Raw genomic sequence first — 22954 nt, forward strand, 5'->3', positions numbered from 1 at the left:
TGTCGGGACGGTGGGGGATGTGGATGTCTTCGCGGTGGGGCTGGAGCGGGGCCACCGCTATGTCTTCACGCTGGCAGGCGGAGAGGGGGAGGATGGCCTGTCTGGCGGCGCGATGGAGCTTCTAGGCCCCGGCGGGAATGTCCTGCGCAGCGACGGGGATGGCTGCGGCGATGGCGCGCGGATCGCCTTCACCGCGCGCTGGTCCGGCAGCTACGACATCGCCGTGCATGGCCTCGGCGACGAGACGGGCGCCTATCTCCTCTCGGCGGAGGATGTGACGCCTGCCTGCTCCGATCCAGGTCCGGGGGGCATGGGCGGGGGGACCTCTGGGCCTTCCTGGCGCACCAGGCTGCCTGGGGGCACGACCTGCTCTGACCCTTATCCGGCGGCCTCTTATCCAGCGGCCCCTTATCCGGCGGCCAGGCGCTCCAGCGTCACGTCGTGGCCGAAGAAGGGCATCAGCCAGCGCGCCACGGCGCGGCCGCGCTCGGTGCGGTCCAGGCTGGGGTCCTTCTCCAGCAGCAGCGTGGCGTCCTGGTGCGCCATGCGGACGAGGCTGCCGTGCCGCTGCGGATCGACCATGCGGCGCCCTATCTGCCCCGCCTGCCGCGTGCCGAGGGCGTCGCCGCCACCACGGTGCTCCAGGTCGGCGTCGGCGATCAGGAACCCGTCCTCCGTGTCGCGCAGCACGGCGAGGCGGCGCTTCTCCCCGTCCACGAGGTCGGAGGAAGGCAGGAGGAGGCAGTAGGACTGCGCCTCGCCGCGCCCGACCCGCCCGCGGAGCTGGTGCAGGGCGGCGAGGCCGAAGCGCTCCGCCTGCTCGATGATCATGATCGTGGCCTCGGGCACGTCCACCCCCACCTCGACCACGGTGGTGGCCACCAGCAGCTTCGCCCGCCCGGAGGCGAAGTCGCGCAGCGATGCCTCCCGCACATCCAGCGCCTGGGCGCCGTGGGCGAGGCGGACCTCCTCGCCGAAGATCTCGCGCAGCGCGGCATAGGTGGTCTCGGCGGCGACGTTGTCGTGGTGTTCGCCTTCCTCCACGGCGCGGACCACCCAATAGGCGCGGTCCCCCTTCGCGAAGGCGCGGCGCAGGGCCGCCACCACCTCCTCCCGCCGCTCGCGGGAGATGATGCGCGTCACGATCGGCTTGCGGCCCGCCGGGCGCTCGGCGAGGCGGGAGACCGCCATCTCCCCCCATTGGGTCAGCAGCAGGGTGCGCGGGATCGGGGTGGCGGTCATCACCAGCATGTCCGTGTCCTCCCCCTTGCCGGCCAGGGCGAGGCGCTGCGCCACGCCGAAGCGGTGCTGCTCGTCCACCACGACCAGGCCGAGGTCGCGGAAGGCGACCTTCTCCTGGAACAGCGCATGGGTGCCGACCACCAGGGGGATGGAGCCGCTGGCCAGGCCGAGCAGGACGCGGGAGCGCTCCTTGCCCTTCACGCTGCCGGCCAGGAGGGCCACCTGCACCCCCGCCGCCCCGGCGAGGCGGGAGAAGGTGCGGAGGTGCTGCCGCGCCAGGATCTCGGTGGGCGCCATGATGGCGGCCTGGGTGCCGGCCTCCACGGCGCGCAGCATGGCCATCAGGGCCACCAGCGTCTTGCCCGATCCGACATCGCCCTGGAGCAGCCGCAGCATCCGCCGGGGCGCGGCGAGGTCGGCATCGATCTCGGCGATGGCCTGGCGCTGGGCGCCGGTGGGTGGATGGCCGAAGGCGGCCAGTGCCTTCTCCCGCAGGCTGCCATCGCCCGTCAGCACCCGGCCGGGCCGGGTCTGCGCGGCGCGGCGGACCAGCCCGATGGCGATCTGCCCGGCCAGGAGTTCGTCATAGGCCAGCCGGTCCAGCGGTTCCGGGCCGGGGATGCGTTCGGGCGCCTGGAGGGCACGGACTGCCCCGGCGAAATCCGGCCAGCGGCGGCGCTTCAGGATCGCGGGGTCGGCCCAGTCCCGCACCTCCGCCAGCAGCGGCAGGGCGGCATCCATGGCCTTCGCCACATCCCTGGCGGCGAGGCCCTTCACCAATGGCCAGATCGGCTGCAGGGCGGGGATCTCGTCGGGGGGGCTGACGAAGTCCGGCGGCTCCATCTGCCAACGGTGGCCATAGCGGCGGACCCGGCCCGAGACGGTGCGGACGGAATCCTCGGGGAAGGTCCGGTGCAGCCAGGGGCCGACCCAGCGCGCCCGGATGAACCAGGCGATCTCCAGCACCGAATCCTCGCAGCGCGCCCGCAGCACCCAGGGGCGGGACGGGCTGCCGGGGGGCGAGATGGCGGTCACATGGATGGTCAGCGTCGCCACGTCGCCGTCATTCGCCTCGGCCAGCGAGGTCACGCGCCGCCGGTCCACATAGCGCTCCGGCAGGTGGAAGAGCAGGTCGATCAGCCGTGATCCGCCTATCGCCTCGGCGAGGCGGGGCGCCTTGGCCTGGGCTGCGGGCAGCGTGTCGAGGGGGGCGAGCAGAGGGGGCGGGGGCTCGTGGGGGGGCTGGGCTGACATGGCGGGAGTCGGCCTCTATATGGCAGTGATCGAACGAAGGGCGAACCCTTGGCCGCCCGCGCCGTTCACCCGCTGTGTTCCAGGGGGTCCCGTCCCGGCCGGGCACGGCACCCCCATCCAACCGGTATGCCCCCGATGTCCGACAGCCCCGACGCGCCGCCCCCACAGGAACTCGACCCGCGCCGCAAGCGGCTGCTCTTCCGCGCCTGGCACCGGGGCACCAAGGAGACCGACCTGATGGTCGGGCATTTCGTCGCCCGCAACATCGCCGGCTTCAGCGAGGCGGAGCTCGATGATCTGGAGGCGGTGCTGGAGCATCTGGATGTGGACATGCAGGACTGGCTCAGCGGCCGCCGCCCCATCCCCGAGGAGGTCCGCACCCCGATGCTGGAGCGCATGGCCCGGGAATGCACCGCCAGCGGCGCCGGCATGACCGCCGAGATGCGCGGCGGGCTGGGCCGCGCGGGGGACGGGGAGGGGGTTGCCTCTTGAGCGTGACGGCGGAGCGGCAGGTCGTCGGCGCCACCGTCCATGGGGCGCCGGAAGGTTTCGATGCGCTGCTGCTCGCCCGTCAGCGGGCCGAAAGCGACCGCCCCATCCTCCATGCCTGCCGCGACGACGCGCGGATGATGCGGATGGCCGAGGCGCTGGGCTTCTTCGCGCCGGATGTCGAGGTGCTGCGCTTCCCGGCCTGGGACTGCCTGCCCTATGACCGCGTCTCGCCCAACCCGGAGATCGTGGCCGAGCGCGTGGCGACCCTGGCGCGGCTGCTGGAGCCCGGGGACCGGCCGCGCATCCTGCTCACCACCGTCAATGCCCTGGTGCAGAGGGTGCCGCCGCGCGAGTCCTTCGAGGGCGCCACCCTGCAACTGAAGAAGGGCGGGCGGGTCGAGCCGGAGAAGCTGACCGGCTTCCTGGAGGCCAATGGCTATGGCCGCACCGGCACGGTCATGGAGCCGGGCGAGTATGCTGTACGCGGCGGGATCGTGGACCTCTACCCGGCGGGCGAGCCCGGCCCGGTGCGGCTGGACCTCTTCGGTGACGAGATCGAGGGGCTGCGCCGCTTCGACCCGGAAACGCAGCGTTCCGCCGAGGCGCTGACAGAGCTCTGGATCCGCCCGGTGGGCGAGGTCTTCCTCGACCCGGACTCCATCGCGCATTTCCGGGCGGAATATCTCGACCTGTTCGGCATGGCCGCGACCGAGGACCCGCTCTACGTCTCGGTCTCCGCCGGGCGCCGCCATCCGGGCATGGAGCACTGGGCGGGCCTGTTCCACGAGAGCATGGCCACGCTCCTGGACTACCTGCCTCCGGAGCCGCAGGTGAGCCTCGACCACCAGGCCGAGGATGTCCTCGACGCCCGGCTGGAGATGATCCAGGACCATTACGAGGCCCGCCGCCTGCCGCCGCGGGAGGGCGAGCAGCCCTACCGCCCGGCACCGCCGCGCAAGCTCTACCTGGACCGCGCCGGCTGGAACCGCATGCTCTCGAAGGGCACGCTGGCGCATTTCTCGCCCTTCTCCGCCGAGGATGGCCCCGATGCCGGCGGCCGGCCGGGCCGGCTGTTCAGCGATGTCCGGACCTCCGGTGGCAATGTCTTCGCCGCGTACAGGGAACATGCCGAGGCCATGGCGGCGCAGGGGCGCCGCGCCGTGCTCGCCGCCTGGACCCGCGGCTCGCGGGAGCGGCTGGCGAACCTGCTGCGCGAGAATGGCGTGGTGGCCGAGACGACCGGCAACTGGCCCTCGGCGCAGCGCCTGCCCAAGGGGGTGGTGGCGCTGGCCGTGCTGGGGGTGGAGCGCGGCTTCACCGCTGACGGGATCGCGCTGACCGGCGAGCAGGACCTGCTGGGCGAGCGCATCGCCCGACCGCCCCGCCGCCGCAAGCGGGCCGACCAGTTCATCGCCGACGCCACCGAGATCGCCGAGGGCGACCTGGTGGTCCATGCGGACCATGGCATCGGCCGTTATGACGGGCTGGAAACCATCGAGGTCAACGGCGCGCCGCATGACTGCCTGCGGCTGATCTATGACGGCAATGACCGTCTCTTCCTGCCGGTCGAGAATATCGAGGTCCTGACCCGCTTCGGCTCCGAGACGGCCGGGGTGGCGCTGGATAAGCTGGGCGGCGCCTCCTGGCAGAACCGCAAGGCCAAGGCGAAGCAGCGCATCCGCGACATGGCGGCCGAGCTGATCCGCACCGCCGCCGAGCGGCAGGTGCAGGAGGGCAGGGCGGCCGTGCCGCCCGAGGGGGCCTGGGACGAGTTCTGTGCCCGCTTCCCCTTCGCCGAGACGGAGGACCAGCAGCGCGCCATCGCCGATGTGGTGGAGGACCTCGCCTCCGGCCGGCCCATGGACCGCCTCATCTGCGGCGATGTCGGCTTCGGCAAGACCGAGGTGGCGCTGCGCGCGGCCTTCCTGGTGGCGATGACCGGCGCGCAGGTCGCGGTGGTGGTGCCGACGACCCTGCTGGCGCGGCAGCATTTCCGCACCTTCGCCCGGCGCTTCGAGGGGCTGCCGGTGAAGGTGGCGCAGCTCTCGCGCCTGGCCACCGCGAAGGAGGCGGCGCAGACCCGGGCCGGGCTGAAGGACGGCTCGGTCAACATCGTGATCGGCACCCATGCGCTGCTCGCCAAGGGGGTGGAATTCGCCGATCTCGGCCTGGTCATCGTGGACGAGGAGCAGCATTTCGGCGTCGCCCACAAGGAGCGTCTGAAGGCGCTCAAGACCGATGTCCACATGCTGACCCTGACCGCTACGCCGATCCCGCGCACGCTGCAGCTCGCGCTCTCGGGCGTGCGGGAGATGAGCGTGATCGCCACGCCGCCGGTGGACCGGTTGGCGGTGAGGACCTTCATCGCCCCTTTCGACAGCGTGGTGATCCGCGAGGCCATCCAGCGCGAGCGCTTCCGCGGCGGGCAGGTCTTCTGCGTCTGCCCCCGGCTGGAGGACCTGCCGAAGATGGCCGAGCGGCTGCGCGAGATCGTGCCCGAGGCGCGTCTGATCGAGGCGCATGGCCGGCTTTCCGCCACCGAGCTGGAACGGGTGATGACCGAGTTCGGCGACGGCAAGCACGACATCCTGCTGGCCACCAACATCGTGGAAAGCGGGCTGGACATGCCGGCGGTGAACACGCTGATCGTCCACCGCGCCGACATGTTCGGGCTGGCCCAGCTCTACCAGCTCCGTGGCCGGGTCGGGCGCGGCAAGCACCGGGGCTATGCCTATCTCACCTGGCCGCCGGCGCACCGGCTCTCCCCCGCCTCGCAGAAGCGGCTGGAGGTGATGCAGACGCTGGACAATCTCGGCGCTGGCTTCACCCTGGCGAGTCACGACCTCGACATCCGCGGCGCGGGCAACCTGCTGGGGCAGGAGCAGTCGGGCCAGATCCGCGAGGTCGGCATCGAGCTCTACCAGCAGATGCTGGAGGATGCGGTACAGGATGTCCGCAACCGCGCCAAGGGCAAGCGGCGGCGGGACGGGGAGGAGGACACCGACTGGACGCCGAACATCAATCTCGGCCTGCCGGTGCTGATCCCCGACGCCTATGTGCATGACCTGCCGGTCCGGCTGGGTCTTTACCGCCGCATCGGCACCCTGGCCTCCGAGGCGGAGGTCGAGGCGATGGCGGCGGAACTGGTGGACCGCTTCGGGCCGCTGCCGCCGGAGGTGGAGAACCTGCTCCAGGTCGTGTCCATCAAGCGCCTCTGCCGGGAGGCCGGGGTGGAGAAGCTGGATGCCGGGCCCAAGGGCGTGGTCCTGGCCTTCCGCAGGAACCGCTTCGACAACCCGGCCGGGCTGGTGAACTGGGTCGCCTCGCAGAAGGGTGCCGTGAAGCTGCGGCCGGACCACAAGCTGGCCCTGGTGCGGGAGATGGACCTGCCGGCCCGTGTGAAGGCCGCCAGGACCATCCTGGGCGCCCTGGTCCGCGTGCTGGAGGAGGTCAGGCCCGCCTGAGAGGGGGCCTCACCCATCCCCCGTGGTTCGCATGCGTATGTCTGGGGCGGCGCGGCGGGGGTGCCAGGGCCATCCCGGCATGGTTTGATGCGCGACCCCTTTTTGCCGGCTTCACCCGGTGGTCCCTGGCCGCCCCGGAAAGGCCGCCGAGCCGCGAAAGCCCCCGCGCATGACTCGTGACCGGAACCGTTCCGTCCTGGTGGCCCTGCTGGTCGCGGGCACCTTCTTCATGGAGAACCTGGACGGCACGATCATCGCCACGGCGCTGCCCCGGATCGCGGAATCCTTCGGGGTCGAGGCGGTGGACCTCAATATCGGCATGTCGGCCTATCTGCTGACGCTCGCCGTCTTCATCCCGGCCAGCGGCTGGCTCGCCGACCGCTTCGGGGCGCGGACGGTGCTGTCCTGGGCCATCGCCGTCTTCACCCTGGCCTCGATGCTGTGCGCCGTCAGCGACAGCGTGCTCACCTTCACTGCCGCCCGCGTCCTTCAAGGGCTGGGCGGGGCGATGATGGTGCCGGTCGGGCGCCTCGCCGTGCTGCGCAACACGGAGAAGAAGGACCTCGTGAAGCGCATCGCGACCATCACCTGGCCCGGTCTGGCGGCGCCGGTGCTGGGGCCGCCGCTGGGCGGCTTCATCACCACCTATGCGGACTGGCCGTGGATCTTCCTGCTGAACCTGCCGCTGGGCGCGGTGGCGCTGGTCATGGCGCTGCGGATCGTGCCGAACGACCATTCCGGGGAACGGCGCCGCTTCGATGGCATCGGCTTCCTGCTGACCGGCGGGGCCTGCTTCGGCTTCATGTACGGGCTGGAACTGGCCGGGCAGCCGGGGAACAGGGCCTGGGCCGGTGGCGGGCTGCTGCTGGGCAGCCTGATTCTGGCCGCCGCGGCGGTCCGGCATGCGCGGCAGGTGCCGGCGCCGATGCTGGACCTCTCGGCGCTGCGCGTGCGGACCTATCGCGTGACGCTGGCGGGTGGCTCCCTGTTCCGCGTGGCGATCAGCGCCGTGCCCTTCCTGCTGCCGCTGATGTTCCAGTTGGCCTTCGGGCTGGATGCCTTCCATTCCGGGCTGATGGTGCTGGCGGTCTTCGCCGGCAACCTGATGATGAAGCCGCTGACCACCCCCGTGCTGCGGCGCCTCGGCTTCCGTGGCACGCTGCTGGGCAATGGGCTGCTGTCGGCCGCGACGATCCTGGCCTGTGCCTTCCTGACACCGCAGACGCCGGTGCCGCTGATCCTGGGTTTGCTTTTCGTCAGCGGCCTGGCGCGCTCCATGCAGTTCACCGCGCTGAACACCCTGGCCTTCGCCGATGTGCCGCCCGGGGGGATGAGCGGCGCCAACACGTTGTTCAGCACCCTGCAGCAGATGGCGCTCGGCCTCGGGATCGCCCTTGGCGCGGTGGTGCTGCGGCTGGGCCAGTCGCTGCATGGGGAGGCCGGGGCTCCGGGCCTGGGGGATTTCCGCCTGGCCTTCCTGGTGGTCGCAGCGCTGGCCCTGTTGAGCCTGGCCGATGTGCTCCGGCTGCCGCATGACGCGGCCCGCCTGGTCAGCGGCCACCGGCCGGGCGGTGCCAGGACCGGCTGAGATCTGACGGGCTGATCTTACGGCGGGCCGTTCAGGCGAACTCGCCCTCGGTGATGGCGATGTCCAGCAGCCGCTCCAGCACCTCCGGCTCCTGCGCCCCGGCGATGGCATGGCGGCCGCTCACCACGAAGCAGGGAACGCCGTTGATGCCGAGGCGATGGGCGCGGAGGTTCTCCGCATGTACGTCCTCCACCTCGGCATTGCTGGACAGGAAGCGGTGCAGCGCGGCCTGTTCCAGCCCGAGCGACACGCCGAGGGGCAGGAGCACCTCCTGCCGGCCGATATCGAGCCCCTGGGTGAAGTAGCCGGTGAAAAGCCGGTCCACCGCCTCATCCGCCCGGCCGATCCGCGCCGCCTGCCGCACCAGCCGGTGCGCATCCAGCGAGGAGACCGAGCGGTGCAGCAGGTCGAAGCGGAAGACGATGTCCTCCGCCTTGCCCAGTTCCGTCAGCGTGGCATGCAGCCGCCGGGTGCGATCCTCTCCGCCGAAGCGCCGCGCGATGTAGTCCGAGCGCTGCATCCCCCCGACGCCGACATCCGGGTTGAGGAGGAAGGGGCGCCAGATCATGTCGGCCAGCACGTCAGGCCGCGCGCGCAGGGCCCGACGCAGGCGGCGTATGCCCAGAAAGCACCAGGGACAGACGAGATCGAAGACGACTTCGATGCTGAGGCGCGCGCGTGGTGGCGAAAGGATGTTCACAGCGCCGAATATAGGAGCTCTCAACCCTAGGGGAAACCGTTCCGCGGCAGTGTGTGACCAGCCTGTGACATGAGTGTCGCGGGGCATCTTCCGCCGGCCGCGCACTGGCTGGACAAGCCCGGCGGGCCGCCCGACCCTGAGACCCCGGCCCATCCGGAGGCTGGGCCGGGCGGGAAGGCGGAGAATCATGGCGGAAGCGATGCGGCTTGCGGTGCTGGATGACTACCAGGATGCGGCGGCGAGCCGGGGCCCCTGGGAACGCCTCGGGGACAGGGTGGCGCTCACCATCTTCCGGGACGGGTTGACCGAGGAGGACGCCCTGGCCGCCCGGCTGCGGGATTTCGACGCGATCATGCTGATCCGGGAGCGCACGCCTTTTCCCCGTTCCCTGCTCCAGCGCCTGCCGGGGCTGCGGCTGCTGATCACGGCGGGCGGCCGCAACCGCTCCGTCGATGCCGCGGCCTGCGAGGAGCTGGGGATCACCTTCTGCGGCACGCCTTCGGTCGGGGCGCCGACCCTGGACCTGACATGGGGGCTGATCATCGGCCTCCTGCGCGACATTCCCGGGCAGCAGCAGGCGCTGCGCGAAGGGCGCTGGCAGACGGGCATCGGCCAGGGCTTGGAAGGGCTGACCCTGGGGGTGCTGGGCCTGGGCCATCTCGGCAGCCGGGTCGCCGGGGTGGCGCGGGCCTTCGGCATGACGATCATCGCCTGGAGCCCGAACCTCACCCGGGAAAGGGCCGAGGCCGCCGGCGCCACCCTGGTGGAGAGGCACCGGCTCTTCGCGGAGGCGGATGTGGTCTCGATTCACATGGTGCTGTCGGAGCGGACACGCGGCCTGGTCGGGGCTGCCGAGCTCGGTGCGATGAAGCCCAGTGCCCTCCTGGTGAACACGAGCCGCGGCCCGCTGGTGGAGCAGACGGCGCTGGTCGAGGCTCTCCGTTCCGGCCGGATCGCCGGCGCGGGGCTGGATGTCTATGACACCGAGCCGCTGCCGGCGGACCATCCGCTGCTGTCCTGCCCCAACACGCTGCTGACGCCGCATCTCGGCTACGTGACCGACCAGAACTACCGCGCCTATTTCACGGGGGCGGTGGAGGCGGTCGAGGCCTTCCTGGCCGGTAGCCCCATCCGGCGGATCGCGGCGGGTTAGGCGGCGGCGGGGCTTCCGCGATGGGGAGGGCTGGCGTATCCCGGAATGAAGGCCAGGGAATCTGCGGGGGAATTGGCGGATGGGGTGGGATTCGAACCCACGGTGGGCTTGCACCCACGGCGGTTTTCAAGACCGCTGCCTTAGACCGCTCGGCCACCCATCCTGTCCGCGTTCCGGGCGAGGCCCCTCCTTGCTCCGGCGCGCTCCACAAGGCAAGCCGGGGCGATGAACTCCCTGCCGCGCGCTCGCGCCATTCCTCGTTCCGGCCTGGCCGCGATCCTCCCCTGTGTGCTGGCGGGTACGCTCTCGCTGGCCGCTCCGGCGCCCGCCCAGGCGCTCGAACCCACGGCCGCGTCCTCGGTCACGCCGCCGATCACGCCACTGGCGGAGGCCACGCCGGACCGGTCCGGCACCTGGGGCCTGACGGTGGAGAACGACCTCTTCGGCGGGAATTCCGACCGCTACTACACCAACGGGCTGCTGCTGACCTGGCGTTCCCCGGCCACCGTGATGCCCGAATCGCTGGCCTGGATCGACCGCGGCATGGGCTGGCTGCTGGGGCCAGGGCCGCTTCGCTGGGGCTGGTCCTTCGGGCACAACATCTTCACGCCGGAGGACAAGGAGCTCCGGAACCCGGACCCGACGGACCGTCCCTATGCCGGCCATCTCTATGGCGCGCTCAGCCTCAGCCACGCCACGCCCACCCGGCAGACCATCTTCGAGATCCAGGCCGGGCTGGTGGGGCCGGGGGCGCTGGGGGAGCAGGTGCAGAACAACTGGCACCGGCTGATCGGGGTCAAGACCGCCAAGGGCTGGGACTACCAGATCAAGGACGAGCCGGTGATCGACCTGCTGACGGAGCGGCGCTGGCGGATCTCCATGGGCGGTTGGCAAGGGCTTGAGACGGAGATCATCCCAGCCACCACGCTGTCCCTGGGCAACGGCAACATCTATGGCGCAGTGGGCGGCACCTTCCGCCTGGGCAAGGGCCTGAAGTCGGACTGGGGGCCGGCGCGCATCCGCCCGGCCCTGGCCGGCTCCGGCTGGGTCGAGCCGACACGGGAATTCGGCTGGTATGTCTTTGGCGGCGTGGACGGGCGCGTCGTGGGGCGGGACATCACGCTGGACGGCAACACCTGGCGCGACAGCCGCAGCGTGGACCGGCGCTGGCTGGTGGGCGATCTGCAGGCCGGCTTCGCCGTGCTGTGGCGCGACATGCGCATCGCCTATACGCAGATCCTGCGCTCCGAGGAGTTCTACGGCCAGCGCGGCACGCAGTCCTTCGGCTCGCTCAACTTCTCCGTACGGTTCTGAACGGCCGCCCCGTACACTTCCGGCAGCACATCAGGGAAAGCGGGCAACACCCCGGAAAGGTTACTTGCGAGGGGCACGCGATCCGTTGCCGGAATCGGCGCCGCGTGCCACCTCTGCGCCCATGCCGGCCACACGACGCGCTCTCCTTTCCGCCCTGGCTGCCGCCGGGGCCTCCGCTTCCTCCCTGGCCCCGTTCCGGGCACAGGCGCAGGAGGAAAGCTTCGCCTCCTTCCTGCAGGGGCTGCGCGCCGAGGCGCGCCGCAGCGGGGTTTCGGACGCGACCCTGAACCGGGCGCTCAACGGCCTCCGGCCCAATGACAAGGTCATCGAGCTGGACCGCAAGCAGCCGGAATTCACCATGACCTGGGCCCAGTACCGCGACGGGCGGCTGAGCCAGACGCGCATCGACCGGGGCCGCCAGATGGTGGCCGAGAATCTGGCGCTGCTGCAGGACATCGAGCGCCGCTTCAACGTCAGCGCCCGGGTGGTGGTGGCGATCTGGGGGCTGGAAACCAACTACGGCGCCTATACCGGCAACTTCAACACGGTGGAGGCCCTAGCCACCCTGGCCTGGGAAGGGCGCCGGGCGAAGTTCTTCCGGGGCGAGCTGATCGCCGCGCTGAAGATCCTGGATGCCGGCCATGTCAGCGTGGACCGCATGCGCGGCTCCTATGCCGGCGCCATGGGACAGCCGCAGTTCATGCCCAGCAGCTTCAACCGGCTGGCGGTGGATTTCGACGGCGACGGCCGCAAGGACATCTGGGACGACCGCGCCGATGCGCTGGGCTCCATCGCCAACTACCTGGCCAAGAGCGGCTGGGAGGGCGGCGTGCTCTGGGGGCGGGAGGTGGTCCTGCCAGCCGGGCTGAAGCGGGGCGACCTGGGCCGGGACAACCGCAAGCCGCTGGGCGAATGGGCGCGCCTCGGGGTGCGCAAGGCCGATGGCTCGGCCCTGCCGAATTTCGACCAGGATGCCGCGATCGTGGTGCCCGGCGACGACGGGCAGGCCTTCATGGTGTACCGGAATTTCAACGCCATCCGCCGCTACAACCCCTCCGACTTCTATGCGCTGGCGGTGGGGATGCTGTCGGATCGCGTGGCGTGATCCACCCCTCCGCCGCGAGGGGCCGGGCCTCCCGCCCCCCGGCGCCGGGACCGCCCAGACCAGGCCGTTCCTGGCGGGCCTGTTCCTGGCGGGCCTGGCCCTGTCCTCCTGCGGCCCGCGCCAGCCTCCGGTGGCGCCGACACCCGCCGTCTATACGATCGGCCAGCCCTACAGCATGGGCGGCCTCTGGTCCTATCCACGCGAGGATTACGGGCTGGTCGAGACCGGGCTGGCGACCGTGCTGCCGGATGCGCGCGGCGGGCGGCGCACCACGGATGGGGAAACCTATGATCCGGTGTTGCTGACCGCGCAGCACCGCACGCTGCAACTCCCCACCATCCTGCGCGTGACCAATCTGGAGAACGGCCGCAGCCTTTCAGTGCGGGTCAATGATCGCGGGCCGCAGGATCCGGGGCGGGTGATCGGCCTGTCCCCGCGCGCTGCGGAACTGCTCGGCATCGCCCCAGGCCGTCCGGCCCAGGTCCGGATCGCGGTGGAGGCGGACCCCTCCCGCGCCCTGGCCGCCTCGCTCCCCCGCGCACCGGGCGAGATGCCCGCGCTGGAGATCGCCACCGCAGCGGCCGGGACCGTGCAGCGTGAAAGCCTCGATCCGCCACCCGGCGCCCATGGGGGCAGGCCGGGGCAGGCCATTCCTGGGCCCGCTCCCGGGACCGCCGCCATGCCGGAGCCGGATCGCACCCCACCGCCGGAACGGCTGCCGGAGCGCGTGAGCCAGGGGCCGGCCACGCCCGGCCGCCTGCTGATCCAGCTCGGCAGCTTCACGGGCGCCGACGCGGCCCGCCGGCTCGCGGCCCGTGTGCCCGGCGCACGGGCCGAGCCCTTCGGCCCGGGCCGGCGCCCGGAATGGCGGGTGCGGCTGGGGCCCTTCCCGGATGCGGCTTCCGCGGACCAGGCTCTTGAGCAGGTGCTGCGCACGGGCGTATCGGAAGCGCGCATTCTGGTCGATTGATTGTGGCAGGATGGATTTCCGGCTCCGGGGGCTGGCCAGGGGGCCAGTTGGGGGAACTCGTCCCGAGGGAACTCGTGGGGGGAAGCCCGGGGATGCCGGACAGGTAGGGGAATTTCTCGACATGGCGAAGCGCCGTGAATTGCTGGGGGCTGTGGCTGCGGTGGGGGCCGGGGCCGGCCTCGTGGGATGGACGGGCGAGGCCCTGGCGCAGCGCCGGGCCGCCCCCCATGCCGCCGCGAGGAAGCCGGCGGCCCCGCTGCCGCCCTCCGACCCCGCCTCGACGCCGCTCGGGCCGGTGGACACGCAGGCGCGGCAGGCCATCCTGATCGACGTCAACACCGGCGCGGTGCTGCTGGAGAAGAACGCCGACGAGCGGATGACGCCGTCCTCCATGACCAAGCTGATGACGATGTACATCGTCTTCGACATGATCCGGCAGGGCCGCCTGCGCATGGACCAGGAGCTGCCGGTCAGCGAGCGCGCCTGGCGCATGGGCGGCTCCAAGATGTTCGTCGCCCTCGGCTCCCAGGTTGCGGTGAAGGACCTGATCCAGGGCGTTATCGTCCAGTCGGGCAACGATGCCTGCGTCGTCTTCGCCGAGGCCATCTCGGGCAGCGAGGACCAGTTCGCCGAGCTGATGAACGACTACGGCAAGAAGTTCGGCCTCCGGGGCACCAACTTCCGCAACTCCTCCGGCTGGCCCGACCCGAACCACTACATGACGGCCCGCGACCTCACCATCGTCTCCCGCAAGCTGTTGCAGGATTTCCCGCAGGAGGCGCAATACTACAACGAGCGCTCCTTCCGCTGGAACAACATCACCCAGGAGAACCGCAACCCGCTGCTGGCCCGCATGGCCGGGGCCGACGGGCTGAAGACCGGGCATACCGAGGATGGCGGCTATGGCCTCGTCGGCACGGTGAAGCGCGGCGACCGGCGCCTGCTGCTGGTGGTGAACGGCCTGAACACCATGCGGGCGCGGGGCGAGGAGGGCGAGCGGCTGCTCGAATGGGGCTTCCGCGAGTTCGACAACGTCACCCTGTTCCGTGCCGCCGAGACGGTGGAGGAAGCGCCTGTCTATCTGGGCGACCGGCCGACCGTGCCGCTGGTCGGCGGGCGCGACCTCGTCCTCACCCTGCCGCGCGGCTGGCGGAAGAACCTGGAGGTCAAGGTCAGCTACAGCGCGCCGTTGCAGGCCCCGGTGGCCAAGGGGCAGGAGGTGGGCAAGATCCATGTCTCTGGCCAGGGCGTGCCGGAGATGAGCCTGCCGCTGATCGCCGGCGCCGATATCGGGAAAATGGGGCTCGTGGCCCGCATCCCGGCGGTGATCGGGCGCTGGGTCTCGGGCTCCTGAGCAGACCTGCATCCATGATGACGGGCCGGCTGATCACGCTGGAGGGCGGAGAAGGGGCGGGGAAGACCACGCTCGCCCGCGCCCTGGTCCAGCGCCTGGCCCTGGCCGGCCTGCCGGTGCTGCGCACGCGTGAGCCCGGCGGCGCGCCGGGGGCGGAGGCAGTGCGCCGCCTCGTGCTGGAGCGTGGCGGCTGGGACCCTGTGGCCGAGGCCATGCTGATGGCGGCCGCCCGGCGCGAACATGTGGCCCATACGGTGCGCCCGGCGCTGGAGGCCGGGATCTGGGTGGTCTCCGACCGCTTCGCCGACAGCACCATGGTCTATCAGGGCCTCGCGGGGCCGGTCGGGCCGGAACGCTGCCGAACCCTCGCCGATCTGGCGCTGGAGGGGCTGAAGCCCGACCTGACCCTGGTGCTGGACGTGCCGCCGGGCACCGGGACGCGCCGTGCCCTGGGCCGCGGCGACACCAACCGCTTCGAGGCGCGGGAGCAGGCCTTCCACGAGCGCGTCCGCCAGGGCTTCCGCGATATCGCGGCGGCCGAGCCGGGACGTTGTGCCGTGCTGGATGCCACGGGCACGCCGCATGCGGTGCTGCTGTCCGCGCTGGCCGCGATCCGGGACCGGCTGGGGCAGGGGGCATGAGCCCGCCGCCGGAACCGCGGGGCAATCCCGACCTCTTCGGCCAGGACGGCGCCGCCCTGGCCCTGCTGGATGCGGCGAGGGGGGCGGCCGCACCATGCCTGGCTCTTCGCCGGCCCCCTGGGGGTGGGCAAGGCGACGCTGGCCTATCGCTATGCCCGCTGGCTCCTGGCCGGGCAGCCCGATGCCGTGGAGCAGCCGCTGCGGGTCGATCCGCGCGACCCCGTCTTCGCCCGGGTGGCGAACGGTGCCCATGCCGATCTGCGGACGCTTTCGCCCGAGGTGGCCGAGGGCAAGGTGAAGCGGCAGATCTCGGTGGAAGAGGCGCGGGAGGTGCCGCGCTTCCTGTCCATGACTCCCGCCGAGGGCGGCTGGCGCGCGGTGATCGTGGATGAGGCCGCGGCCCTGGCGAACGAGGCACAGAACGCCCTGCTCAAGACGCTGGAGGAACCGCCGGCCCGGGCGGTGCTGATCCTGGTCACGGACGCGCCGGACCGGCTTCTGCCCACGGTGCGCTCCCGCTGCCGGCGGCTCGATCTGCCGGCGCTGGAGACGCCGCTGCTGGAAAGCCTGCTGGCCCGCTGGCTGCCGGAGATGGGCGAGGGGGAGCGTGCCACGCTGGCTGGCCTCGCCGCCGGCTCCCCGGGCCGGGCTCTGCGGCTTGCCGAGGGCGAGGCCCTGGCCTTGCAGGAGGAGGTGGAGTCCTTCCTCCGCAGCCTGCCGAGGCCGGAGCCGCGCGCCCTGCACAATCTGGCCGACCGCCTGGCCGCCAAGCGGGACGGCAGCAGCTTCACCACCTTCGTCAACCTGTTGCGCGACGCGATCGCCACGGCGGTCCGCCAGGCCGGCCGGGGCGCCCCGCCGCCGCCCTGGCTGGGGATGCGCCCGCTTGCGGACTGGGCGGGGCTGTGGGACACCCTGGGGCGAATGGCGGAAGAGACGGAGCTGCTGAACCTCGATCGCAAGCAGGCGGTCCTGGTCGGCCTCGGCGCGCTCGCGGAGCCCCAGGGGACGTCGCAAACCGGCGGTCCCGGGCGACGCTGACCACCGCGACCCACCGTCGCCTCCGCCCCTGATGCAGCGCGAGCGATGGGAACGCGACGATGAGCGAAGCGCAGCGCTTCTTTCTCACCACCCCGATCTACTACGTGAACGACAAGCCGCATATCGGCCATGCCTATACCGGCATCGCCGCCGATGTGCTGGCGCGCTGGAAGCGCATGGCCGGCTTTGACGTCCTGTTCCTGACCGGCACGGACGAGCATGGGCAGAAGGTGGAGAAGGCGGCCCAGACAGCGGGGGAGGACCCGCAGGCTTTCACCGACCGCGTCTCCCAGGCCTTCCGCGACCTGGCGAAGCTGGACGGGTTGTCCAACGACGACTTCATCCGCACCACGGAGGAGCGGCACAAGAAGGCCTGCGCCGCGCTGTGGCAGAGGCTCGTCGAGAAGGGCCAGATCTATCTGGGCCATTACGAAGGCTGGTACGCCGTCCGCGACGAGGCTTTCTATGGCCCCGACGAGATCGAGGAGCGCGACGGGCAGCGCTATGCCATCGCCTCCGGCGCCCCGGTCGAGTGGACGCAGGAGCCGTCCTACTTCTTCCGCCTGAGCGAATGGGGCGGGAAGCTGCTGGAGTTCTACGAGGCCAACCCGGACTTCATCGCGCCGAATTCCCGCCGCAACGAGGTGCTGAGCTTCGTGAAGGCGGGGCTGCAGGATCTCTCCATCTCGCGCACCTCCTTCACCTGGGGCGTGCCGGTGCCGGGGGACGAGAAGCATGTGATGTATGTCTGGCTCGACGCGCTCACCAACTACCTGACCGCGGCGGGCTATCCCGGCGAGGCGCCCTGGTGGCCGGCCGATGTGCATTTCGTGGGCAAGGACATCCTGCGCTTCCATGCCATCTATTGGCCCGCCTTTCTGATGGCTGCCGATCTGCCGCCGCCGAAGCGTGTCTTCGCCCATGGCTGGTGGACGAATGAGGGGCGGAAGATCTCCAAATCCCTGGGCAATGTGATCGATCCCGTGGCGCTGGTGGAGGAATTCGCCCTCGACCCGGTGCGCTATTTCCTGCTGCGCGAAGTGCCCTTCGGCAATGATGGCGATTTCAGCCGGAAGGCCCTGATCTCCCGCCTGAACAACGAGCTGGCGAACGATCTTGGCAATCTGGCTCAGCGTACCCTGTCGATGATCCAGCGGAATTGCGATGGCCGGCTGCCGCCGCTGAGCCCACCGACGGAAGCCGACCGCGAGTTGCTGGAGGCCATGGGCAGCCTGCCTGACTCGGTGGGCGAAGCCCTCGACCGCCAGGCCTTCCACGAGGCGCTGGAGCGGATCTGGGTGGTCGTGCGCCTGGGCAACGCCTGGATCGATGCGCAGAAGCCCTGGTCGCTGAAGAAGACCGACCCGGAGCGCATGGGCGCGGTGCTGCGCAACCTGCACAGCACGCTGCGGATGCTGGCCACGGTGCTGCTGCCCTTCATGCCCGGCACCATGGGGGCGCTGCTGGATCAGCTCGGCGTGGGCGAGGGGGAGCGGACGCTCTCCACACTGAAGGCCCTGCCGGAAGGCACGGTGCTGCCGCCGCCGACGCCGCTGTTCCGCAAGATCGAGGTCGAGGCGTGATCGAAACGATCACCGACAGCCACTGCCATCTCGACTACTTCAGCGAGGAGGAGGTCGAGGCGGTGGTTGGCCGTGCCCGCGAGGCGGGCGTGGGGCGGATGATCACCATCGGCACCAAGATCGCTCAGGCGGAGGCGGTGAGGGGGCTGACCGAGCGCTTCCCGGATGTCTGGGGCACGGTCGGCGTGCATCCGCTGAGCATCCATGAGGTGCCGATGCCGGAGGAGGCCGAGATCGCCGCCGCCGCCGACCATCCGCGCATCGTGGGCATCGGCGAGACCGGGCTGGACTACCACTACGCGGCCGAGCATGCGGCCATCCAGGCGGAGAGCTTCCGGCGCCATATCCGCGTGGCCCGGCGCCTTGGCCTGCCGGTCGTGGTGCATACGCGCGCGGCGGATGAGGACACGGCCCGCATCCTGCGCGAGGAGCGTGAGTCGGGTGGGGCTTTCGATGTGCTGCTGCACTGCTTCTCCTCCGGCCGCGCCCTGGCGGAGGAGGTCGTGGCGGCGGGCGGCCATGTCTCCTTCTCCGGCATCATGACCTTCCCGAAAAGCCAGGATATCAGGGATGTGGCACGCGATCTTCCAGCGGATCGTCTGCTCGTGGAAACGGACGCGCCCTATCTCGCGCCAGCACCTTTCCGCGGCAAGCGCTGCGAGCCGGCCCATGTCATGCACACGGCCCGGAAACTGGCCGAAGTCAGGGGGATGAGCCTGGAAGAGCTTGCCGCACTGACCACAGGAAACGTCAGAAGGCTTTTCAAGAAGATCGCCTAAGGAGCTGTTCTTGTTGAAAATCACTATTCTGGGCTGTGGCAGTTCCGGAGGCGTGCCGATCATCGGCGGTGCGGATGGGCATGGCGACTGGGGGGCCTGCGACCCTGGTGAGCCACGGAACCGCCGCAGCCGTTCCAGCATCCTGATCCAGGAGATCGGCGGGCAAACCCTGCTGGTCGATGCCGGACCCGACATGCGGACGCAGCTTCTGGCTGTGGGCTGCGCCTGGGTGGATGCGATCCTGCTGACCCATTCCCATGCCGACCACGTCATGGGGCTGGACGATGTGCGGCAGCTCAACCGCCTCATGGACCGGGCCTTGCCGTGCTTCGGCACGCTGGCGACGCTGGAGGATGCCGCTCGCCGCTTCGACTATGCCTTCCGTGAGCCGACACCGACCTTCTATCGGCCGGCGCTGGTACCCGTGGAGATCGATGCGGGGCAGGAGATCGAGGCCGCCGGCTTTCCGATCCGTCTGTTCCGGCAGGACCATAAGGTCATGGACACGCTGGGGCTGAGGATCGGCAACTTCGCTTATTCGACCGATGTGGTGGTGATGCCGGAGGAAAGCCTGGAGCAGCTCCATGGGCTCGATACCTGGATCGTCGGCTGTTTCGGCCGGCGCCCGCATCCGGTGCATGCGCATCTGGAGCAGGTGGTGCAATGGGTGGAGCAGATCCGTCCGCGCCGTACGATCCTGACGCATATGGGGCCGGATCTGGACTGGGCCTGGATGCAGGCGAACCTGCCGGATGGCATCGAGGCGGCCCATGACGGGCTGGTGCTGGAAAGCCGCTGAGCCCACTCCGGCCTCTGATTATTTAACATAATATATATTATCGAAATTCTATGGACAGGCCCATGAACCCAGCCAATCCGTCCTCCCCCGGCTTTTCCTCCGCTCCGGAAGGACCGGAACGCGAGGATGCGGCCCGGGAGATCCGGCGCCTCCTGAACATCATGGCGCGGCTCCGGGCTCCGGATGGTTGCCCCTGGGATCAGGTACAGGATTTCGACAGCATCGCGCCCTATACGATCGAGGAAGCCTATGAGGTCGCGGACGCCATCGCCCGCCGCGACTGGCCGGCCCTGCGCGACGAGTTGGGCGACCTGTTGTTCCAGGCCGTCTATCACGCGCAGATGGCCGAGGAAGCCGGGCATTTCCGCTTCGCTGACGTGGCGCGCTCCATCGGCGACAAGATGCTGGCGCGGCACCCGCATGTCTTCGGCTCGGCAGAGATCGCCGACGCCGCCGCCCAGACCGAGGCCTGGGAGGTCCGCAAATCCGCCGAACGGGCCAGGCGTGGCGAGACCGGGACGCTGGCGGGAGTGCCGGATGCCCTCCCCGCCCTGACCCGCGCCGCCAAGCTGACCCGCCGGGCCGGCCGGGTCGGCTTCGACTGGCCGGACGCGGAATCCGTGCTGGAAAAGCTGGCGGAGGAAACGGCGGAACTGCGGGCCGAACTGCCCGGCGCCGACCGCGCGCGGCTGGAGGACGAGATGGGCGACATGCTCTTCGTCCTGGCCAATCTGGCGCGGAAGCTGGACCTCGACCCGGAGCAGTGCCTGAACCGGGCGAATGCCAAGTTCGAACGCCGCTTCGGGGCCATCGAAGCGGCCCTGGCCAGCGAGGGCCGCGCGCCGCGCGACGCCTCGCTGGAGGAGATGGAGGCCCTCTGGCAGGCCGCCAAGGTGGCGGAACGCCAGAGGTAAGAACCTAGCCGCCCAGTAGGGTTTCCCGCAGTTCCTGCCAGGAGTCACGGTCCGGCGCGCAGATCAGCCCGCCGGCCCGCACCCGTGCCGCGCCATAGGGGCTCCCGTCGAACTGGGCGGAATAGCCCCCGGCTTCCTGGTGCAGCAGCCAACCCGGGGCGTGATCCCAGGGCATCAGGCGGTTGTAGAAGGTCGCGTGGATATGGCCGCTCGCCAGGAGCAGGTATTCATGCGCGGCGCAGCGGAAATGAAAGGTCGAGCCCAGCGCCGGCAGGCGAGTCACCACATGCGAACGCAGCGGCTCCGGCAGATAGGTCCAGGAGACCCCCGCCACCATGCGCCCCACCGGCACCGGCTCGGCCACCTGCAAGGTGCCGGTCCTGGTCCCATCCGCCGCCTCGTTCCAGGCGCCCTCGCCGCGCAGCGCCACGGTGGTGTCGTCGCTCACCGGGTCGTGGATCCAGGCGGCGATGACCTCGCCGCGCTGGAAGGCCGCCGCCATGGTGCCAAAGAGCGGCACGCCCGCGGCGAAATTCGCGGTGCCATCCACCGGATCGACCACGAAAGCCAGTTCCGCATCCGCCAGCCGGTCCAGCAATGCCGGATCGGCGGCGGTTGCTTCCTCACCCACCACCACGCAGCCCGGCAGCATGGCCTGGAGCCCGGCGGTGATGTGGCGCTCCGCCGCCTCGTCCGCATCGGTCACCAGGTCGGTCGGGCCGGTCTTGATCCGCACCGCTCCCTCCGCCAGGCGGCGGAAGCGGGGCATGATCTCACGCTGCGCCGCCTCGCGCAGCAACTGGGCAATGTCGGTCACCGCCCGGGCATTGATGGTCATGGCTGTCTCAGGGTCCCTGGCGTGTCTCGAAGCTGCCCAGATCGGCCTGGGTGAGCCGGACCCGGAGATGGATGGCATCCTCGCCATCCTCCCGGGCCAGCACCTCGCCATTCTGATAGAGCCAGGCGACGGTGGCGCCATCGGCCGGCTCCACCGAGACATCCGTCACCACCATGCCGGCGGAAAGCCGCTCGTCCAGCGCGAGACGCAGCCGGTCCAGCCCCTCGCCGGTCAGGGCCGAGACGGCGATCGCCTCCCCTGCCCCGCGCTCCGCCGCCTGATCCAGCCCGCCAAGCAGGTCGGCCTTGTTCAGCACCTCCAGCACGCGGCCGGTCCATTCCGGGTCCAGCGCCGCATCCGGGCCCTCGGCCATCTCGTTCAGCACCTCCAGCACGTCGGCGCGCTGGGCGGCCGAGTCGGGATGCGCCACGTCGCGCACATGCAGGATGACGTCGGCGGCGGCGACCTCCTCCAGCGTGGCGCGGAAAGCCTCCACGAGCTGGGTCGGCAGTTCCGAGATGAAGCCCACCGTGTCGGACAGGATCACCGTCCGCCCGCTGGGCAGGCGGATGGCGCGCATGGTCGGGTCCAGCGTCGCGAAGAGCTGGTCCTGCGCATAGACGGCGGCGCCGGTCAGGGCGTTGAACAGGGTGGACTTGCCGGCATTGGTGTAGCCTACCAGCGCCACCACCGGATGCGGCACCTTCTCGCGAGCACGGCGGTGCAGGCCGCGGGTGCGGCGGACCTGCTCCAGCTCCTTCTTCAGCTTGACGATCCGCTCGCCGATCAGGCGGCGGTCGATCTCGATCTGCGACTCACCGGGGCCGCCCAGGAAGCCGAAGCCGCCGCGCTGCCGCTCCAGATGGGTCCAGGACCGCACGAGGCGGGTGCGCTGGTATTCCAGATGCGCGAGCTCGACCTGCAGCGAGCCTTCCCGCGTGCGGGCGCGTTCGCCGAAGATCTCCAGGATCAGGCCGGTCCGGTCGATGACCTTGCAGCCCCATGCGCGCTCCAGGTTGCGTTGCTGGACGGGCGTCAGCGCCGCATCCACCACCACGACCTGGACATGGTGCTCCTTCACCGCCAGGGCGATGGATTCCACCTGCCCCTCGCCCAGCAGAGTGCTGGGGCGGCGGGTGCGCAGCGGCAGGGCCGCGCTGTGGACGATGGCGACGCCGATGGAGGCGGCCAGGCCGACCGCCTCAGCCAGACGCGCCTCGGCGGCGCGGCTGGCACCAGGGAGGTCCGGCCCGGTACGGGAGGGCTTCTCCCAGGGAAGGATGACGGCGGCGGGCGTCGGCCCGCCGCGCGTGTCAGTCAGAACTGCCGACAGGTTGCGGCTCCCGCTGCAGGGTCATGGTCGTCTCGCGCAGCGGGCGCTCGGGCGCCTGCTGACCCGACGAGGCGGCATCGAAGAGTTGGATCGGGGCACCCGGCATGACCGTGCTGATGGCGTGCTTGTAGACGAGCTGGGTATGCCCGTCGCGACGAAGCAGCACGGAAAAATTATCAAACCAGGTAATGATGCCCTGGAGCTTCACGCCGTTCACGAGGAAAACCGTGACGGGGGTCTTGCTCTTGCGGACATGGTTCAGGAACACGTCCTGAACATTCTGGGACTTCTCGGCGGCCATCGGCTCGGTCCTTCTTGTTGTGAGCGGAGCCGGTTTTCCGGCCCTCTCCTGGAAATGGGATGCGGCACCCCCGCATCCCGAAGCGGGCG

General features: G+C 70.6%; 19 protein-coding genes and 1 tRNA gene. 14 read left to right on the forward strand and 6 right to left on the reverse strand.

The features are described 5' to 3' along the window. Positions 1-408: 408 nt before the first annotated feature. The gene (gene recG / locus MVG78_RS13175) at positions 409-2496 is read right to left on the reverse strand and encodes an ATP-dependent DNA helicase RecG (RefSeq protein ID WP_247552150.1); all 2088 of its coding nucleotides are present in this window, start codon (positions 2494-2496) and stop codon (positions 409-411) included. A gap of 135 nt (positions 2497-2631) precedes the next feature. On the opposite strand from recG, the gene MVG78_RS13180 reads away from it, so the two are divergent. The 3 genes from MVG78_RS13180 (at position 2632) to MVG78_RS13190 (ending at position 8040) form a co-directional block, all read left to right on the forward strand. Next, positions 2632-2988 carry a succinate dehydrogenase assembly factor 2 gene (locus MVG78_RS13180; protein ID WP_428480655.1) on the forward strand — a complete coding sequence of 119 codons (357 nt, stop codon included), beginning with the start codon at positions 2632-2634 and terminating at the stop codon, positions 2986-2988. Further along, a complete protein-coding gene (mfd, locus tag MVG78_RS13185; protein WP_247552154.1) occupies positions 2985-6452 on the forward strand; it encodes a transcription-repair coupling factor in 3468 nt (1155 codons plus the stop codon). The genes MVG78_RS13180 and mfd overlap by 4 nt, the downstream gene beginning before the upstream one ends. 169 nt (positions 6453-6621) lie before the next feature. Further along, positions 6622-8040 carry an MDR family MFS transporter gene (locus MVG78_RS13190; protein WP_247552156.1) on the forward strand — a complete coding sequence of 473 codons (1419 nt, stop codon included), beginning with the start codon at positions 6622-6624 and terminating at the stop codon, positions 8038-8040. A 31-nt stretch (positions 8041-8071) separates the two neighbouring features. On the opposite strand, the gene MVG78_RS13195 is transcribed toward MVG78_RS13190, so the two are convergent. Next, positions 8072-8740: a DsbA family oxidoreductase gene (locus tag MVG78_RS13195; RefSeq protein ID WP_247552158.1), complete on the reverse strand. Its 669-nt coding sequence runs from the start codon at positions 8738-8740 to the stop codon at positions 8072-8074. Positions 8741-8927: 187 nt separating this feature from the next. Here MVG78_RS13195 and MVG78_RS13200 point away from each other — a divergent pair, with 187 nt between their 5' ends. After that, positions 8928-9893, forward strand: coding sequence for a D-2-hydroxyacid dehydrogenase family protein (locus MVG78_RS13200; protein ID WP_247552160.1), 966 nt, complete (start codon positions 8928-8930; stop codon positions 9891-9893). Between the two features lie 73 nt (positions 9894-9966). Here MVG78_RS13200 and MVG78_RS13205 read toward each other — a convergent pair. Then, positions 9967-10056 (reverse strand) — tRNA-Ser (locus tag MVG78_RS13205). A gap of 62 nt (positions 10057-10118) precedes the next feature. On the opposite strand from MVG78_RS13205, the gene MVG78_RS13210 reads away from it, so the two are divergent. The 10 genes from MVG78_RS13210 (at position 10119) to mazG (ending at position 20393) form a co-directional block, all read left to right on the forward strand. Continuing rightward, positions 10119-11207, forward strand: a complete 1089-nt coding sequence (locus MVG78_RS13210) for a lipid A deacylase LpxR family protein (RefSeq protein ID WP_247552162.1) — start codon at positions 10119-10121, stop codon at positions 11205-11207. A gap of 121 nt (positions 11208-11328) precedes the next feature. After that, complete coding sequence (locus MVG78_RS13215; protein WP_247552164.1) at positions 11329-12312, forward strand: lytic murein transglycosylase; 984 nt, start codon at positions 11329-11331, stop codon at positions 12310-12312. A gap of 130 nt (positions 12313-12442) precedes the next feature. Further along, the gene (locus MVG78_RS13220) at positions 12443-13282 is read left to right on the forward strand and encodes a septal ring lytic transglycosylase RlpA family protein (protein WP_247552166.1); all 840 of its coding nucleotides are present in this window, start codon (positions 12443-12445) and stop codon (positions 13280-13282) included. A gap of 121 nt (positions 13283-13403) precedes the next feature. Beyond that, entirely contained in the window at positions 13404-14636 is a 1233-nt protein-coding gene (locus tag MVG78_RS13225; protein WP_247552168.1) for a D-alanyl-D-alanine carboxypeptidase family protein, read from the forward strand. A 14-nt stretch (positions 14637-14650) separates the two neighbouring features. Then, a complete protein-coding gene (gene tmk / locus MVG78_RS13230) occupies positions 14651-15277 on the forward strand; it encodes a dTMP kinase (protein WP_247552169.1) in 627 nt (208 codons plus the stop codon). A 69-nt stretch (positions 15278-15346) separates the two neighbouring features. Further along, entirely contained in the window at positions 15347-16318 is a 972-nt protein-coding gene (locus MVG78_RS13235; RefSeq protein ID WP_247552171.1) for a DNA polymerase III subunit delta', read from the forward strand. Positions 16319-16377: 59 nt separating this feature from the next. Beyond that, positions 16378-17901, forward strand: coding sequence for a methionine--tRNA ligase (gene metG / locus MVG78_RS13240; protein WP_247552173.1), 1524 nt, complete (start codon positions 16378-16380; stop codon positions 17899-17901). Beyond that, positions 17898-18680, forward strand: a complete 783-nt coding sequence (locus tag MVG78_RS13245) for a TatD family hydrolase (RefSeq protein WP_247552175.1) — start codon at positions 17898-17900, stop codon at positions 18678-18680. The genes metG and MVG78_RS13245 overlap by 4 nt, the downstream gene beginning before the upstream one ends. 13 nt (positions 18681-18693) lie before the next feature. Then, positions 18694-19479 (forward strand): MBL fold metallo-hydrolase, encoded by a 786-nt coding sequence (locus tag MVG78_RS13250; protein WP_247552177.1) that lies wholly within the window; start codon positions 18694-18696, stop codon positions 19477-19479. 62 nt (positions 19480-19541) lie between these two features. Next, positions 19542-20393 carry a nucleoside triphosphate pyrophosphohydrolase gene (mazG, locus tag MVG78_RS13255; protein ID WP_247552178.1) on the forward strand — a complete coding sequence of 284 codons (852 nt, stop codon included), beginning with the start codon at positions 19542-19544 and terminating at the stop codon, positions 20391-20393. Positions 20394-20397: 4 nt separating this feature from the next. Here the strand turns inward: mazG and MVG78_RS13260 are convergent, their stop codons facing one another. The 3 genes from MVG78_RS13260 to hfq are packed head-to-tail and all read right to left on the reverse strand — an operon-like array spanning position 20398 to position 22865. Beyond that, positions 20398-21231 carry an inositol monophosphatase family protein gene (locus MVG78_RS13260; protein ID WP_247552180.1) on the reverse strand — a complete coding sequence of 278 codons (834 nt, stop codon included), beginning with the start codon at positions 21229-21231 and terminating at the stop codon, positions 20398-20400. 7 nt (positions 21232-21238) lie between these two features. Next, entirely contained in the window at positions 21239-22564 is a 1326-nt protein-coding gene (hflX, locus tag MVG78_RS13265) for a GTPase HflX (RefSeq protein WP_247560437.1), read from the reverse strand. Then, a complete protein-coding gene (gene hfq, locus MVG78_RS13270) occupies positions 22545-22865 on the reverse strand; it encodes an RNA chaperone Hfq (RefSeq protein WP_019459845.1) in 321 nt (106 codons plus the stop codon). Before hfq ends, hflX begins: the two co-directional genes overlap by 20 nt. Positions 22866-22954: the final 89 nt, after the last annotated feature.

Origin of the sequence: Roseomonas gilardii subsp. gilardii, from assembly GCF_023078375.1 — a bacterium.
Taxonomy (GTDB): domain Bacteria; phylum Pseudomonadota; class Alphaproteobacteria; order Acetobacterales; family Acetobacteraceae; genus Roseomonas; species Roseomonas gilardii.